The sequence below is a fragment of the Mycoplasma sp. HU2014 genome, from assembly GCF_001199495.1.
GTDB lineage: Bacteria > Bacillota_I > Bacilli_A > Mycoplasmatales > Mycoplasmataceae > Mycoplasma.
In genome coordinates this window covers 1-16180 of sequence record NZ_LFYS01000031.1, presented here as the reverse complement: position 1 = coordinate 16180, position 16180 = coordinate 1, and the positions used below count along the sequence as shown (strand labels likewise).

The 16180-nt window shown below is 26.8% G+C and carries 9 protein-coding genes and 1 pseudogene; 1 reads left to right on the top strand and 9 read right to left on the bottom strand.

Annotated features, from left to right (window positions below):
• The 9 genes from AB668_RS01730 to AB668_RS01690 form a co-directional block, all read right to left on the bottom strand.
• Positions 1–490: winged helix-turn-helix transcriptional regulator (locus AB668_RS01730; RefSeq protein ID WP_050517353.1), on the bottom strand; the 490-nt coding region annotated here is incomplete at its 3' end.
• Positions 491–587: 97 nt separating this feature from the next.
• Positions 588–1901 carry a thymidine phosphorylase gene (locus AB668_RS01725; protein WP_050517352.1) on the bottom strand — a complete coding sequence of 438 codons (1314 nt, stop codon included), beginning with the start codon at positions 1899–1901 and terminating at the stop codon, positions 588–590.
• Positions 1902–1995: 94 nt separating this feature from the next.
• Complete coding sequence (locus AB668_RS01720; RefSeq protein ID WP_050517351.1) at positions 1996–3606, bottom strand: hypothetical protein; 1611 nt, start codon at positions 3604–3606, stop codon at positions 1996–1998.
• A gap of 67 nt (positions 3607–3673) precedes the next feature.
• Positions 3674–6088 (bottom strand): leucine--tRNA ligase, encoded by a 2415-nt coding sequence (gene leuS / locus AB668_RS01715; protein ID WP_050517350.1) that lies wholly within the window; start codon positions 6086–6088, stop codon positions 3674–3676.
• 102 nt (positions 6089–6190) lie between these two features.
• The gene (locus AB668_RS01710) at positions 6191–7804 is read right to left on the bottom strand and encodes an alpha-glucosidase (RefSeq protein WP_050517349.1); all 1614 of its coding nucleotides are present in this window, start codon (positions 7802–7804) and stop codon (positions 6191–6193) included.
• Positions 7805–10102 (bottom strand): glycoside hydrolase family 65 protein, encoded by a 2298-nt coding sequence (locus AB668_RS01705; protein WP_050517348.1) that lies wholly within the window; start codon positions 10100–10102, stop codon positions 7805–7807.
• A 196-nt stretch (positions 10103–10298) separates the two neighbouring features.
• Positions 10299–11384, bottom strand: a complete 1086-nt coding sequence (locus AB668_RS01700) for an ABC transporter ATP-binding protein (protein ID WP_050517347.1) — start codon at positions 11382–11384, stop codon at positions 10299–10301.
• A 1-nt stretch (position 11385) separates the two neighbouring features.
• Complete coding sequence (locus AB668_RS01695; protein WP_235443323.1) at positions 11386–13932, bottom strand: sugar ABC transporter permease; 2547 nt, start codon at positions 13930–13932, stop codon at positions 11386–11388.
• Positions 13933–13944: 12 nt separating this feature from the next.
• A complete protein-coding gene (locus tag AB668_RS01690) occupies positions 13945–15120 on the bottom strand; it encodes a carbohydrate ABC transporter permease (protein WP_235443322.1) in 1176 nt (391 codons plus the stop codon).
• Positions 15121–15908: 788 nt separating this feature from the next.
• On the opposite strand from AB668_RS01690, the pseudogene AB668_RS01685 reads away from it, so the two are divergent.
• Positions 15909–16180: pseudogene (locus AB668_RS01685) on the top strand (IS1634 family transposase); the annotation flags it as partial.

Below are 16180 nucleotides of genomic sequence, written 5' to 3'. Positions count from 1 at the left end.
TAATAATTTTGCTTTCTTCATTTTGTTTTCTTATTTTTTTTACTTCTTTTCTAGTTTTTCTCTTACAGTATGCACTAGCAAAACCTTGTTTTATTAATCTTTTATCTAAATTAGAATATGAAATCTTATAACCAAATTTTTCTTTTAAACAACTATGATAATTTTTCAACGTCAAAAATGAACAACTACCATTATTGTTCTCTCCTCCTGTTATTTTCATTTCTCCTTGATAAACTTCACCCAAGTTGTATATTGTTTCATCACTATATTTTTGCGCATTCTTGTTATTTACATTTTTATGAGAAAGTATTATCTCCTTTCCGGTATTTATAAAATCAAGATATTCTTTCTTATATCTTTTTATAGTAGAAACAGATTTATTAAATTGCTTTGCTATTGATAAACATGATCTTTTAGGATCTTTTGCAAAGATATCTAATATACGTTTTTTAATTTCTGCATATGACTTATTGTCTAAAATAGTAAACATTCTAACCTCCTTTTTTCGAAAAAAATAGACCCCCTAGGGGGTCTATCCCTTAGGGAGTCTAATAATTTTGTCCCGGTTTCCTTCTTGTGTTTTTTTATTATTTAATATCATCTGAAATTATTTTATAAACAACTTCTTTTGTTGGTTGAGTTTCAACTATTTCAAAAGTTTTTAATACTTCTTTTTCTCATGATAAGTTTATTTCTTTATTAGTGTATAAAGTCATAACAACATCACCAACATTAACTGATTCACCGTATTCTTTATTTAAATAAATTCCAGCAGCATGATCAATAGTATCAGTTTTTTTAGCTCTTCCTGCTCCTAGTTCAACAGAAATTAGACCTAATTCTTCAGCTCTTGTGTTTTTTACATAACCGCTTTGGGTTGCTTTTATTTCGATTTTATTTTTACATTTAAATACTTTGTCATAATTTTCTAAAACAGATCAATCTCCATGTTGAGCTATAACAAAATCTTTTAAATAATGTGCAGCCTCACCAGTTTGAAGTTTTTTATAAACATCAACTTTAGCTTCATCTAAAGTATTAAACATTTTAGCTTGTAATAAAGTTACACCAACAATTGTAGTGATTAATTCAATAAAGTCTTTTGGTCCTTTTCCATTAAGTGTATCTCAAGCTTCTTTAACTTCAATTGCATTTCCAATTGCTTTTCCTAGTGGACATTCCATATTTGAAAGAATTACACCAATTTTTCTATTATAATTTTTAGCAACATCAATCATTCTATTAGCTAGATCAATAGCATCATCTAAATTAGTCATAAATGCACCATTTCCAACTTTAACATCTAAAACTAATCCGTCGTTTTCAACAACAAGTTTTTTACTCATAATTGAAGCTGTGATTAAAGGCATTGAATCAACTGTTCCAGTAACATCACGTAGTGCATAGATTTTCTTATCAGCAGGAACAACATCATCAGATTGACAAATAATACTTAATCCAGTTTTATTGATTACACCAGTAAATTCATCATTTTCTAATTCACATTTTCAACCAGGAAATGATTCTAATTTATCAGCAGTTCCACCAGTTTTTCCTAATCCTCTTCCTGTTAGTTTACAAATATTAATACCATAACTAGCTACAAGTGGAGCATAAACTAAACTAGTTTTATCTCCAACTCCTCCAGTTGAGTGTTTATCGGCTTTAAATCCTTTAACAGAAGTCAAATCATATTGTGATCCTGATTCAATATATGATTTAGTTAAATATGAAGTTTCTAAATCATTCATATCAGTAAAATAAGTAGCCATACAAAATGCGGCCATTTGATAATCTGCAATAGATCCATCAACATAACATTTTATAAGTCAATTGATCTCATCTTGAGTTAATTTAATATTATGTTTTTTCTTTTCAATAATGTTTGTAAATGTGTTCATATATCCAATAACCTCCTGTTAAAAATTATAAAAAATTTCAAAATTTAATTTTTAAAAACATCTTAAAATATTAAAAAAATTGGCTTGTGGCCAATTAGTTTTTTGCTGTTTGTTTTTTAGTTTTTCTTGTTTTTGTTGCTTCTATAATTTTAGTTTGACTTAGCTTTTTAGCTGTTTTATTAGTGATTAGATTATTGATTAAGAAATTAGATGTAAATAGATAAATTCAGAATAAAACCATAATTATAATATTAGTTCCTGAAATTCAATTAGTAATATCTTCTGCAATTGTTGTTGCAAAAATAGCAAAGAAGTTAGCTCCTGTTGTTATTACTCAAATAAATAATGGAGCAATGATGTTGCTAATAATTACATTTAATTTTAATTCCTTACCTTTTCTATGATTATCAACTAAAGTTGCTAAAACATACATCACTAAACAAGTAGTTAAAACTAGATAAGTTAAAGCACCAAATCATTTTGTCATTAACACAGCAGTATAAGGTTCAGCTATATTTCCAACTTGAGCTATACCGATGCATCCAGCAGTTATTGTAATTGCTGCTAGTAATAATAATAAATAATAAACTAATGCAGGTTTAAATAATAAACGTTTATTTATTTTATATTCAGTTTTTGAAATTGCATAGAATCAATGTAATAAAATTGCAAATAATACTCAAGGAAGAATAAATGATCCGAAAGTGATTAATGTTATCACACTAGCTGATATTGTTGATGAAATTGATCTTAATATCACTGTACTTAAAATACCAGATAATATTGCTGATGGTATAGCAGAAAATAATAAGAATAGTGGGAATCTTGATATTTCAATACTAAAGATTCTTCATCCTAAATCTTTATTATTTTTAGACATCGCTTCATAGTATTTAACGAAATATTTAGAACTATATGATGAGTATTCAAATCCACGTTTAATATCATAAAACATTTCATCTCCACGGCCATTGTTCATAGCTCTTCTTTTTTCTTTAGTATACATTTCGTTAATTGATTCTAATACCGAATCACATCCACTAGCAAATACTGAAATGTCGCCAAATTTAATTAATTTTTTATATATTTCATTCATTAAATTAGTTAGAAACATTGGTTTAAAAGCTAATCCTGAATAACTTAAATAGGCTGATTTAACACCTTCAAAATCGTTTGCTTCAATTTTAGTTTTTAAATCTTTAACATAATCAATAGTTTTACTATAGTTAAATAAAACGTTCATATCACGGTTTTTAATATACGCTTTAATTCCTATAATAGTGTTAAATAAAAGTTGTTTCAATAGAGGGATAAACATTGCAAATACCCCCCCAACTAAAATAAGTTTGAAAGGACTTAGTAAAGTATATAGTAATGAATCTGGTGCCATGAATCCGGTTAATCTATAACCACTTTGAGCAATTACTTCTGTTCAAGCACTTCAAGCAGTAGAACCATTGAAAGTTTTAACTTGTTCAACAAGATCTGGTTTATTTAAAGTAGTGAATCTAGCTTCTAAAATAGCTTTTCATTGAGCAATTCAAGCTGGAGAACTTGTCATTGAAGATCAAAATGATTTTGTAGGATCACTAGGATCGGTATTTCTAATCGCATAAATAGCAACACTATCAATTCATGCTGAATAACCAAAATATATTACTGCTACTACTAATAATAAAATCGTTAATTTAACAGTCTTTCTCATAGTTTATATTTCCTTTCTATATTAAATTATATAATTTTGGAAAAGAAAAAAAGGTTTTTATAACCTTTTACTTAACAACAATATTTACAATTTTATCAACTACAACTATTTCTTTTACAATTTGATGACCATTAATAAATTTCATAACATTTTCATCAGTTTTAGCTAATTTAAGCAGAGTTTGTTTGTCTGTATTTTTTTCAACTTCTACAGTACTACGAAGTTTTCCGTTAACTTGAATTGCTACTACAACTGTATTTTTAACTAATTTAGATGAATCATAACTTGGTCATTCTTGTTGTGTAATACTTGAAGTGTGACCTAATTTTTCTCATAATTCTTCAGCTAAGTGTGGAGCAAATAAACTTAACATTTTTACAAATCCTTCAATGTAAGGTTTATATACTGTTCCTTCTTTTTCTTTGTAAATAGCATTTACTAAAACCATTAATTGACTAATTGCAGTATTGAATTTTAATGAACTAATCATTTCAGTTACTTTTTTAACTACATCGTTGTAAACAAAATCTAAATTAGAATTATTTGTATCTGAAAATTCAACTTTATTAATCATTCTATAACAACGATTTAATCATTTTAAACTAGCATCTAATCCATCAAAACTTCAAGGAAGAGAAGCATCTAATGGTCCCATAAACATTTCATATAATCTTAAAGCATCAGCACCATGTGTGTCAATGACATCATCAGGATTAATTACATTACCTCATGATTTAGACATTTTTCTACCATCAGGTCCTAAAATCATACCTTGATTGAATAAGTTTTTAAACGGTTCTTTAACAGGACAAACACCTATATCATATAAGAAATGTGTTCAAAATCTTGCATATAATAAATGACCTACTGCATGTTCTTGTCCACCTATATAAAGATCAACTGGTAATCATTTTTCCAATCGTTTTCAAGCTTCTTCTGAATTTATATCTATTAAATCGTTTGACATATTAGTTAAAACATATGCAATGAAATATCAGCTTGATCCAGCAGATTGAGGCATAGTATTAGTTTCTCTTCTATACTTAACACCATCAATTTCAACATTAACTCATTTATCAACACTAGCTAATGGACTTTCACCAGTTCCTGTTGGTTTAATGTATTCAGTTTGAGGTAAAGTAACAGCTAGATCTTTATCTTCAACTAAAACAATTTCTTGATTTTCTGTATATAAAACAGGGAATGGTTCACCATAAAAACGTTGTCTTGAGAATAATCAATCTCTTAATTTGTAATTAACTTTTCTAGTACCTAAATTATTTTCTTCTATATATTTATAAATAACTTCTAATGCTTGAATTCTATCTAATCCATCTAAGATTTCAGAGTTAATATGAATTCCTTCACCAACAAATGCTTTAGACTCATCTTTAGCTTTAATAACAAATTTAATTGGTAGACTAAATGTAGTTGCAAAGTCTCAATCTCTTTTATCATGAGCAGGAACAGCCATAACAGCTCCTGTTCCATAATCATTTAATACATAGTCACTAATTCAAATTTGAACAGGTTGATTATTAACAGGATTTATCGCATAACTTCCAACAAAAACTCCAGTTTTTGGTCTAGATTCATCTTTACGATCTATTTCAGATTTTGAAGATGTTAATTCAATATATTTTTTAACTTCTTCTAATTTATCATCTGTGGTTAATTTTAAAACTAATTCATTTTCAGGAGCTAAAACAATATAACTAACTCCATAAATAGTATCAGCACGTGTTGTAAAAACTGGAATATCAATCTCATTTGATTTAAAAATGATTTCAGCACCTTCTGATTTACCTATTCAATTTTTTTGTAAATCTTTCACTGATTGAGGTCAATCTAATTCATCTAAACCTTGTAGTAATTTTTCAGCATAATTAGTAATTTTTAAAACTCATTGACGCATTTTTTTCTTAGTAACAGGATGTTCACCACGTTCACTTACCATGATCCCGTCTTTTTCTATGATTTCATCATTAGCTAATACTGTTCCTAGTTCTTGACATCAATTAACTTCAATATCTCTATTTTCAGCTAAATTATTTTCATATAACTTTTTAAAAATTCATTGAGTTATTTTATAGTAGTTAGGATCTGCTGTATTCACTTCTTTATCAAAATCATAACTAAATCCCATTTTTTGTAATTGAACTCTAAAGTTATCAATATTTTTTAAAGTAAATTCTCTAGGATCGTTTCCAGTTTTTAAAGCATATTGTTCAGCTGGTAAACCAAAAGCATCTCAACCAATTGGGTGTAATACATCATAACCTTGCATTATTCTAAAACGTGCAAAAACATCAGTTGCAGTATAACCTTTAACGTGACCAACATGTAATCCGGCACCACTTGGATAAGGGAACATATCTAAAACATATGATTTTTTTTCTTTATTATTTGTAGTTTTATAAATATTATTATCTTTTCAGAATTTTTGTCATTTCTTTTCTATTGCTTTATGTGAAAAATCCATACTTTCTCTCCTTTAATATAATATTTATTTTACAATTTCTAATTAAAAAATACATCTTTAAAGTGTAAATAAAAATCTCTGAAAATTTTCAGAGATTTGTTATTAATTTTGTTTTACAACAATTGATTGTCAAGGTTGTAATTTCATATCATCAAATGATGATTCTGTGTTTAATAATACTTCTTCATTTTTGTTAACTATATCTGATATATCAACTATGTTTTCACTTCAGTTAGAAATGATTTTAATAGTTTTATTTTCAAAAGTTCTTGAATAAGCAAATATGTTTTTATCATCAGCTTTGATTAATTCAAATCAACCATTGTTAATAATATCAGCATATTGACTTTTATTTCTAAATGAAATTAATGATTTTAAGAAGTTATAAATTCCATTAGGGTTAGCTAAATCGTTTTTTGCATTAACTTCTTTATAATTATCATTTACATCAATTCAAGGTCTTGTTTTACTAAATCCAGCAAATTCTGAATCATCTCATTGAATTGGAGTTCTTGAATGATCTCTTCCAACTTCTAAAACACCTTCTATAAATTCATCATGAGTAATATTTTTCTTACCTAAAACATCAGTTTGATAAGTGTTTAGAATTTCAACATCTCTATATTTATTTAAATCAGTTCAATTTACATTAGTCATTCCAATTTCATCACCTTGGTGAATAAATGGAGTTCCTTGCATTAAATAAATTGCTGTTGAAATTGTTTTTGATGATTCAATTCTATATTCTTTATCATTTCCAAATCTTGAAACCATTCTAGGCATATCGTGATTTGTTAGAAATAATCCAGATCAACCTTTATTGAATAATCCTTGTTGTCATTTTTCAAAGATTTTTTTGAATTTAACAAAATCAACAGGTGTTTTTTTGAATTTATGTTCTTGACTAAAGAAACTTAAAATCGGTTCAAAGTTAAACACCATTGAAAACTCTTGATTGTCGTCATTTGAAAATTGAATTGCTTGATCGATTGTTGCTCCTCAACATTCACCAACAGTCATAACATCACTTGTTTTTCAACTATTAACTCTTAAATCTTGAAGATATTTATGTAGATTTGGTCCATTGTTTAGAATTTTTTTATCTACTTCTTTACCAATTAAATCAATAACATCTAATCTAAATCCTTTAATACCAAAATCACATCATCATTTAACTGTTTTTGCAATTTCTTCTCTAACTTTAGGATTTTCTCAATTTAAATCAGGTTGTTCTTTTGCAAACAAGTGGAAGTAGTATTGATTTGTAGTTTCATCATACTCTCAAGCACTTCCTCCAAAAACTGAGTTAATATCAGATGGTTCATCTCTTCAAATATAATAATCTCTATAAGGATTATCTTTTGAACTTCTTGCTTGTTTAAATCATTCATGTTGATCGGAAGTATGATTTAAAACTAGATCCATAACAATCTTAATATCTAATGAATCAGCTTTATCAACAAATTCTTTAAATTTATCTAAATCACCATAAATAAGATTGATATCTTTATAATCTGAAATATCATAACCGTTATCAACAAGTGGTGATTTGTAAATTGGAGTTAATCAAATTGCTCCAATTCCAAGATTTTTTAAGTACTCTAATTTTTCTATAGCTCCGTTTAAATCTCCAATACCATCATTATTTGAATCTTTAAATGATTGAAGATACATTTCATAAACTACAGTATTTTTTCATCAGTAATTACTGTTCATCTAAGCTCCTATTTTAATTTCTGATTCTAATTGATATTCTTTATCAAATACATTAATTTTTAAAGCATCTCCTGAAACTAATGTAATTATAGTTTCGGTCTTAGTACGTTTAACTTTTAAAATACGAGATCTAAAGTTAATGTTAAATTCATAACCTTGTCATTGCTGTGGAAGTTTTGGTGAGAAGTGTGGAACACCATCTCTAATAATCATTCCACCAAATCCTTCAATAATAGCTAAATAACTTCCTGTCATACTTGTAATGTGTAATCCATCATCAGTATCATTGTTGTAGTTATCTAAATCTAATCTAGCTGTACGGTTGTAGAATTCATAAGCTTTATCCATTAAATCAACTCTTGAAGCAATAATTGAGTGAATACATGGACTTAAACTTGATTCATGAACTGTAAATTGTTCATAGAATTCAAAGTTTCTAATTATTTCTTCTCTAGTGAATTGATCTCATAGATAGTAAATTCCTTGTAAAACGTCGGCTTGTTTAATATAAACACTCCTTAGAATTCTATCTCAACTTCAGTTTTTATTTAAAGGTCTTTCATCTTTACTTAATAAATCTTTGTGTTTTAATTCTTTATCTAAGAATGTATCGTGTTGAACAAATACTTTTAGATTTTCATCATATGGTAGATACATTTTGTTAATAATATCTTGTCATTTATTTAATTCATCAACTGATAGATTTCATCTTGATTTATCTAATTGTAATTCGTCTAACATTTCTAAAGTATAAGTTAATACTCATCTAGCCATTAAGTTAGTTAATCAGTTGTTATTAACGTTATTTTCATATTCGTTTGGTCCAGTTACACCATGAATAAAGTATTTATCTTTAATTGAATGATAATGTACTCTATCTGCTCAGAATCTTGCAATTTCAACCATTACGTCCATTCCAAGATCTTTAATGTATTCATAATCACCTGTATAGTTAGTGTAATTATAAATAGCATAAACCATAGCTGCATTTCTATGAATTTCTTCAAATGTAATTTCTCATTCGTTATGACATTCAACACCATTGAATGTAACCATTGGATATAATGCACCTTTAAATCCTAATGACTGAGCATTTTCAATAGCTTTTGGTAAGTGATTGTGACGGTATTTTAATAAGTTTCGACTAATTTTTGGATCTGAAGCTTTTAAGTATAAAGGTAAACAATAAGCTTCTGTATCTCAATAAGTTGCTCCACCGTATTTTTCACCAGTAAATCCTTTAGGACCAATGTTTAAGCGATCATCATTTCCATAATAAGTACAGAATAATTGGAATAAGTTAAATCTTATTGCTTGTTGATCTAGATCAGATCCCATAATTTTAACATCACAAGATTCTCAGCGTTTAGATCATAATTCAACATGTTTTTGTCTTAATTCTTCATAACTTAATTTGTTAATTTCAGATGAAACTTCACTAGCTTTAACTGCTAATTCTTTTTCACTGTAGTATAGTGAATGAACAGTTGAAATCATTTTATAAATAGTTAATGTTTCATTAGCTTTTAAATCGAATTTATATGAAGTTTTTGCATATAAATTACATTGATCATTACTAATTTGACTAGGAGTTAAATTAAAGTTATTAACTGCTAAACTTGCATAACTAAAACGTTCAATTCCATAGTTATTTTCAATCATTTTTGAAACTACTAATTGAGAATTATCAGTAGCTTTTGAATCTAAATGAGTTCAGAATTTAGTTTTATAATTAGAATCACGGTTAATTACATCTCCATCAATATAACTAGTTAAATCTAATGTCATATCTTGATCACTAGTAATTGAATATTTAACAGCAGTTAATTCTTTATTTGCAATTGAAACAAAACGTTCTGCTTCAACTTTAATATTTTTATTATTAACAATTGTTTCAAATTCTCTAGATAAAATACCTTGTTTTAAATTTAAAGTTCTGCTGTATCTTGTTGGATGTTGTTTGAATAAATCTAATTCAACCCCATCAACAACAACATTTAAACCTAAAAAGTTAACGGCATTAATTACTTTACCAAAGTATTTTGGATAACCATTTTTTCATCATCCAACAATTGTTTTATCTGGATATCATAATCCACCAATATAACAACCTTTATGAGTATCTCCAGAATAAGTTTCTTCAAAGTTTCCTCTCATTCCTAGATATTCATTTCCTAATGATGTAATTGATTCACTTAATCTAAAATCAAAGCCATCTTCAGGTAGTTTATTTTCAGTTAATTTTCATTCATCTACTTCAAATAATCTTTTAATATTTACATCAATTTTTGTATTCATTCTCTCACCTATTTAATATCTATAATTAGATTTTAAATTTAAATATTATAATTTGAAATTTTATTTTTATTTTTCTGGAATTTTATTTTTATTTTTTTACTCAAAAAGACATACTTATAGATTATTATATCTAGTAAAAAGTATGTCTTTTTTTTGAAATTGTTTGTAAAAATAATTTGAAATTTAAATTGTTAAATTACCCGATACGTTTTTCAGTAATACCGTTGAATAAATGATATCTATTGATTTTTATTCCTACTTTACTGTCAATTGAAATAGAAGCATCTTTTGCTGCTGTAATAACAAAATTGTTTGATGGTTCAATCTCACAAGTAATTTGTTTGTTCATACCTAATAACTCAGAGTTAATAACTGTTCCTTGAACATTAGCTTTTGGATCATCATAATCAACGATAGTTGCATCTTCACTTCTTACACCTAAGTATAATCTATCTGTTCCTTCTTTTTTAATTAACTCTACTTCTTCTTTTGTTAACTTAACTTTGTAGTCTTTAGTGTCACAAACGAAGTTTTGACCTTTAAGTCTACCTTCTAAAACTTTCATTGTTGGTGTCCCAATAAATTTTGCTACAAATAAGTTATTTGGTTTATTATAGAATTCTTCTGGTTTACCAACTTGTTGAATAACTTGATTATTCATTAAAACAATTTTTGTAGCCATTGTCATAGCTTCTAATTGATCGTGAGTAACATAAATTGTAGTTGTTCCTAAAATTCTGTGAATTGAAACTAATTCAGTTCTCATTGATTCTCTTAGTTTAGCATCTAAGTTTGATAATGGCTCATCCATTAAGAATAGTTTAGGTTTTCTAACAATCGCACGCCCTAAAGCAACACGTTGTTGTTGTCCTCCTGATAATTCTCTAGGTTTTTTGAATAAATATTTTTCAATATTTAATAATTTTGCAGCTCCTCTAACTCTATGGTTGATGATTTCTTTTTTCTCTTTTTTCATCTCTAAACCAAAGGCTAGGTTTTTATAAACATTATAGTGAGGGTATAAAGCATAACTTTGAAATACCATAGCTATATCACGATCTTTTGGTAAAAGGTTGTTTACTTTAACTCCATCAAATAATAAGTCACCTTTTGTAATTGAGTTTAGACCTGCAATAATTCTTAATAATGTGGTTTTACCACATCCAGATGGTCCTAAAATTACACAAAAGTCATTATCATCAATAGTTAAATCAATGTTTTCAAGTGTGTAAAATGAGTTACCTTCGTATTTTTTTGATATATTTCTTAATTCAACTTTCATATTAACCTTTTACTCCTCCTGATAATCCGCTTGTAATATTTCCTTGAAGCATTATAAATAGTGTACTAATAGGAACAGCAACAAGTAATGAACCAGCAGCGAATGCCCCTTGTGAAATTACTCCTGATTGATTTAGTAAACTGTTTAATCCTGTAGCCATTGTTCATTCTTCAGGATCATCTAGTAATAATTTTGGTAATAGAACATCACCGAATGGTCCAATAAATGATCATAAAGCAATAACTGATAACATAGGTTTAGCTAATGGAATGATTACTCTAGTAAATACCATTCAAATACTACATCCATCAATTTTAGCAGCGTCATCTATATCTGTCGAAATGTTGTCTAGAAATCCTTTAAGAACAAATACATTTCCAGGAATTCCACCACCAACATAAATAAATATAATCATTAATTGACCTGGTATTTTGAATTTTTCATGTAGTAATTGGAACATTACATAAAACACAATAAAACTTGAAACGGTTGGTATCATTTGAATCAACATAACAGTCATTAAACTAACTCTTTTACCTTTAAATCTAAAACGAGAGAATGCATATCCAACCATAGCAGTTACAAATACCATAGCTAGCATTGTAATAATTGCTATAACTAATGAATTTGCTATTCAAAATTTAAATTTAGTTTCAGTAAATAAATAACTAAAGTTAGCAGCACTAAATGCAAATTGTTTAAAGTCAAATCTACCAACTGTTCCGATTTTTCCTGCACTTGAAGTTGAAGCGTTTGATGAGTATCAGTTAAACGCTTGAGAGACAACTTGAACGACTGGAACAATAATTATTAATGCTCATGCAATTAATACTAAGTAAGTAAATACTAGACCAATTTTTCCATAAATATTTAATGGAGGTTTATCTGATAGATAAAGTTTTCCAAATGTTTCAGTTAAAAATCTAACATATTTAACATAAGCATTATTTTTTTCTTTTTTAAGTTCTTGTTCAATTATAAATAATAAGTCATTTTGATATTTTGAAATATCATTGTATGAAACTTCACAATTATTGAATAATGAATTAGATTTTTTCATAGTTTCATAAGTGAATACTTCATTTTTAAGAATTTCGTATATAACACTTGCTTCTATTATTCTTGTGTTTAAGTTTAAATTCTCATATATTGCTTTATTTATTGCAACATATTTTGATCAATGTTTATAACGTCCTAATTTATCTATTTCCTTACTTTCAAATAGATCATTTTTTAATTTTTGATCACTTGAAATTATATTTTCTAATAAACTAGTAAATTCAGCAGAAATTTGGCTTGCTATTTTTAATATTAATGTTTCAAATACTTCTCTAGCTTTATCAAAATTGATATTTTTATCTTTATTTTTTAATGGGTAAAGATATGCTAAAGTAGATAGTTTTACGATTAATAAATGATTATGATATTTATTAAAATTCAAGTGTTTAGATCTAAAGTATGTTTCACTTAAACTAGCTTGAAAATCAATAAGATCTTTGTTTTTAAAAATTGCTTTAGCGTTTTTTAATCCTTCAGGATCTATTTTGTAATTTTTGTTATTAATTTTTAAAACATTGTAATGATTAAACTTTTTCTTTTGTTCACTTTTTTTATCTTGAACTTGACCTAAAAGTTGAGGATTAGTTAACATACGCAATTCACTTGCGATTTTATCGTTAATTTCTTCACTACAATATAATCTAAATTTTTCTTTTGATTTTCTGTTATCAACTATTTTGGTTCATCATTTTTTATCACCATTTTCAATTTGGTAAGTCAATGATTTTTTTAGTAATAAGATAATAATTTCTTGAACTGTTAAACTATCAATATTTTGATTATTCATTTCATCAAAGGCTTCTTCAAGTAATGAATTGATTTTATTAAATGAGAAATCTTCTGATAAATTTTCATGTTCAATTAGATTGATAGAAACAAAGTCTTTTACTTCTTTATGTGTCTCATAAGTTAATAAGAATTCACTAGCTAAAATTCTTCCCAATTCTTCAAGATTAATCTTTTTGAAATAACAAACAATAATAGCATTAATTTTTTGTCAATTAGAAATAAATTCATATGTGTCTAAATTTTTAAATCCAAAATGACCAAAATCTTTTATAGATTGTTTCTTTGCATAATTTTCAATTTCTTTAATTAACTCTTCATCAATAGTTTCTTTATTTACTTCATTCATGCTTTGATTTCCAACAAAAACGTTAAAATTGTTTTTATCATTAAATGTTGAAAATGCATTTGAAATTAATGATAATAATAAACCTTCTATTAGTTTTTTATCATCAGTAAATTTTTTATAAACATCAACAATATTTCCAATAATGTAATTGCTTTTTATAAATTGTTGATACTCTTTTACTTTATTTGTGTTTTTTATAGTTTCATGATTTAGAAGTGTTTTTCTTATAATAGCCGAATAACCAGATCTTTTGAAATTTGATATATCGTATTTTTTAACTGGTTTTAAAAGACTAGAAAATTGTATAGATTTACCTACTACATCTTCTTTTTTAACTTGAATTTTTATAGCCATTAATTTTACCTCCTAATTTTTGAAAGCGTTCATTCTTCTAAATCCATTTGCTGAGATTCCAACAACAATAAATGATGAAACTATAATAAATGAAGCAGCAATACCATAAGTATATCTGTCTGGGTGTGTTGCTATTTTAAACACGAATGAAATTAAAATATCTGTTATACCAGGTTGTCCTGGATATGGTTTATTATCTGCAGGGTTTAAAGCTTGAGCGTTTGCTCCAAATAGATAAATAATACCAAAGTTACCGAAGTTGAATACAAATTGACCAACTAGTAACGGAGCAACTTGAGCAAGAATTAGTGGGATTGTAATTCTCATTAATTGTTTTCATCTTGAAGCACCATCAATTGTTGATGAATCATATAGGTCTTTTGATATACCTTGTAAAACACCAGTGATTAATAAGAACATGTATGAGTGTCCTAATCATGTTTGTAACATTATCAGAACAATACGTGCTTGAGTTTGTCTTGCAGTTCATCCACTAACTCCAATTCATCTTTGTGTGAATCTATTAAAATCCGCACTTGAAAGTAAGATTGCAAATACCATGATCATAATAAATGAAGGAACAGCTCAAGGTAATAAAAATATTAATCTGAAAATACGTTTTCCTTTTAATCTATCATGATTAACTAGTAATGCAAATAATGAACCTACTGCAATAACTGAAACTGTAGTAAAGATAACTCATGTGAATGTTCATCCCATAACGTATTTGAATGATGGGAAATATTCTCCTCCGAAAATAGATTTAAAATTTTGAAATCCAACTCATTGGATGATTTGACCAGGACGTCCTGGATCGTTTCCTTTACCATAATTAGTGAATGCAATAATTACTGTTGAAATAATTGGAACAAGTACAATAAACATTATTCCTATAATAGCAGGTAATGATAAGATGTATGGAATTCCATGTGATTTTAAGAATGTTCTTGTTTGACTAAAAGTACTTGATCTTGAACCTATTCTCATTTTTTTAGCGTTACCTCTTGAATCAATTCATGTAGAAAGAATTGCAAGACATGTTCCAAAAGTAAGAATAAGTGAAATAATACCTTCAACTAGATAGAAACGTCCATCACTATCGTGAACACTAGCACCAAAATCAACTAATCCTAATAAACCTTTCCCTTCAACGTTTCCAACTCCAAATGAATATAATATAAATGACATTAATACTGGCAGTGCAGCAAACATTAGCAGCGCTTTTTTATATTGACCATTAATCAATGGTGCAACTCCAGGGAATCAACCAAATGCAATAGAAAGAATTTCCTTTCATACTGGGTATTCGATTGGTAAATTATTTTTTATGTTTTCAATTTCTGCGACATACTCTAACTTATTTTTAGTTTTTTCTGTTTTAAAACTGTGTTTTAAATAAGTTCAATTGTCTTTTGCTTGTTTAACAGCATTTCTTGTTTTGATTTCTTTTTTGTTTTGTTTGTGTTCTAATTTCAGATTTTTCTTTTCACTTTTAGTTGTTGCAAATTGTAAGTCAGTTTGATAAGACTCTTTTTCTTGTTGAAGAAGTTTTTTAGTAATTTCATTATGTTTATTTTTTTCTTTTGATATTTCATGATATTTTTCTTTTGCTTGTTTAACTAAAGGAATAAATTCTAAATCAATTTCATCTTTTTTGATTAAATATTCTTCTTTAGCAGCAAAATTTAATGATTTAACTTCTCAGTCGTAACTATAATCAATTCCTTGTTTATATATTTTACTAAAAAATTCCCAATTTTGGACACTATATAATTTTAATAATTTACTAAAAAATTCTTATTTTCGTCCATTAAATACATTAAAATATCTAAAAAATTAAATTTTCTTAAATCTAGAGCTAAAAAAGCTCTATTTTTTGTTCTAATTTTATTTAAAAAAAGTTTAAAAAACTAAAAATAGGTGGTAAAATAAATATATATGTATAGTGTTTAACACATAAAAAAGGAGATATAAAAATGGCCATTCCTAAAGACATATTAGAAATTCCAAGACCATCTAGTACCAGAGTAAAAGCAACCACAAAAGAAGGTGTTTATAATGTTATAAAAAGAACATCAATAAGAAAAAATGGAAAAATTATTCCTGTTGAAAAAGGAGTTATTGGAAAGATTATCAATGGTGTTTATCAAAGTATTGAAAAACAAACATATGAAGTAGACGTTAAATCATATGGTCTATTTGCACTAAATGAAAAATTAAACAATCATATCTTTAGAGAACTTTTAAA